This is a genomic window from Pseudomonas sp. NPDC090752 (genome assembly GCF_055584805.1).
In genome coordinates, this window is the sequence record NZ_JBVJLI010000040.1 from 1 (window position 1) to 2,148 (window position 2,148).

Annotated in this window: 2 protein-coding genes and 1 pseudogene; all 3 read right to left on the bottom strand. The window is 52.1% G+C overall.

Annotated elements, in window-relative coordinates; all coding sequences use genetic code 11:
* A partial coding sequence (locus ACZ6YA_RS26015; protein ID WP_465900625.1) for a toxin VasX occupies positions 1-205 on the bottom strand: 205 nt, incomplete at its 3' end.
* A 21-nt stretch (positions 206-226) separates the two neighbouring features.
* Positions 227-1,048: a DUF6708 domain-containing protein gene (locus ACZ6YA_RS26020; protein ID WP_465900627.1), complete on the bottom strand. Its 822-nt coding sequence runs from the start codon at positions 1,046-1,048 to the stop codon at positions 227-229.
* Positions 1,049-1,147: 99 nt separating this feature from the next.
* A pseudogene (locus ACZ6YA_RS26025) lies at positions 1,148-2,148 on the bottom strand (T6SS effector BTH_I2691 family protein); the annotation flags it as partial.

Genomic DNA, 2,148 nt, shown 5'->3' on the forward strand with positions numbered 1-2,148 from the left:
CGTAACCTGGGCGCAGGGCACGCAAGGTGTAGGACGAGTGCTGCAGCGGGGAGAAGCCTTGTTCCAGGTCGAAGCCCGAGTCGGCGTAGCGGCAGTCCGGCGCATCGGCCAGGCGCGGCACGATGGCATAGCGAATCGGCAGGATGGGCACGCGGGCACTGCAGGCAGGGATGGAGGTGGCGCGGCTCACGGAGGCGTCAGTCATGGGAAGGTTCCTTGCTGTCGATCAGCGCTTGGTGTTCGTGCGCATCGATTGGCCTTTGCGCTTTAGGGGGGGAGCGGGCGCTTCCTCGAAAGCTTCTGGAGGCGGAGGTGCAGGGCGAACATTGAACAGGCGGCAGATGGCGTACCAGACGATGGCGACGGTGAGGTTGTAGGGGAACAGCACAGCCCAGACCGGCAAAAGCCAGTTTTTCTTGCCCTGCATTTCACCGGGTTCGCCGGTTCGCCACGGGGCGTAGTGCTGCCAGGCCTGTGCTGGGGTCAGGCAGATTTCGTGGAGGGGGCGGTAGAGCCAGTTGGGCTCGCCTGGGGGTGGTAGCTTGTCCGGACCGTGGTCCATGAAGTGGCGGAGGTATTCCCAGACTTCGGCGACGTACTGAATATCGGGCTCGGTGGGTTCGTTGCTGTCGATCCAGAGGCAATCTTTTTGGTGGAGGGTGCCGTCTTCCCGGCGGGGGGCGAGTGCGAGTGCGTAGCTAGTGCTGAACGATGCACCACCGAACTCTCTGCGTCTAAGTAAGCCGCCAGCAATGTTGTTCCACTGGAAAAGAAAATGTTTGCTGTCACGCTTGTAGTGAATTTGTTTGGTTGCTCTGTTTAGGTAGATGTTTGATAAATTTCTTATAAAATATATTCTATAGGCTATGAAGGGGGTGAAGATAAATGGTGCTAAAGCGTACATTAATAGTAGTTCGACATCCCTGTTGAGGGTCTGCTGCAAGTCCGATGTGGATATGTCTCCATAAATGAGGAGCGACAGTGTGATTGTCATTGCTGTGTACAGTTTTCCCATGAAGACAGAATCGGCCACCCAGGGATTGCGCATGCTGATTACATGATTTGATATATCATATATTTGATGCGATGCCTTAGGCTTTATATTGGTCTCGTTGGATGGATTGAATAGCCACAATATTGACATTGTTCACGCCTCAAGCTTGAAGTGGGCGACGGACTCAATGCTCTCCTGAAGACCGGTATTGGGTTGGTAAGCGACCACTAGAGTCGCTTCGGTTAACTGAATAATATTGCTTTCGATGTGTATAACCAATCCTGCATCGGTCATGTAGCTGCGTGGCGAGAGTTGGTGTATCGACTTTTCATTGCTTCGATAAAGTAAAGTGGCCGACCATACGCTCTGACCAATAATGAATTCCCGTAAAAGAATAGTGAATGCCGCAATGGGTGGTCGCGAGGGAACAGTATTATGTACAATAGTAGTCCAGTTAGGCACCAACCAGGCGTCGTTGGTTTTCCATTGACTACCGAGATCTCTGATGCCAAGTGATAATGCCTGCTCGTTCGATAGCATGACAGGCGAGTAGAATTCAGTATGCCAGGCTTCAATCTCTTCTCTCGCACTTTTGTAAACAGGCAAGTAGCCTTCAAAATCTAGACTGATTTCAGTGCGTATCTCGCCGTCATTGACACGGTTTCCGAATACGCTTCTAGCAGCCCACAGATCTATTGGGCGGTGTATTCGGTCGTGGGCTTTTGAATGAAGGTAAACTCCGCTGACGATAAAAGCTACGCCTACGAAAACGATTGCTGCTCTACTCAGTCCGGCGGGTGATATGACTTTCGCGACACCGCCAAGGGCGAGGCTTCCTTCTAGGGCAAGGACAGATCCGATTAGAATGGTGTAGCCTCCTCGAATCGTGTACTTTGCAGCTGTAATATCGCCAAATTGTTCTTGTCTTTTTGATTTTTTGAGATCTGAATAGAAACTTAACATTATTGCAGGGTAGCCTGATAGCCGCGCAAATAAATTGCTACTTAGGAACTTTATAAAGCCATTCCCAAACGCCATCCCAGGCGCCGTTGAACTCAATCGCAACATCACCGCCTTCTGCGTAGCCCGCACCCCCACCAACGTCGCCGCCGAGGCCCCAATCACGCCAAATATCGAGGCCGCAAATCCTGCCG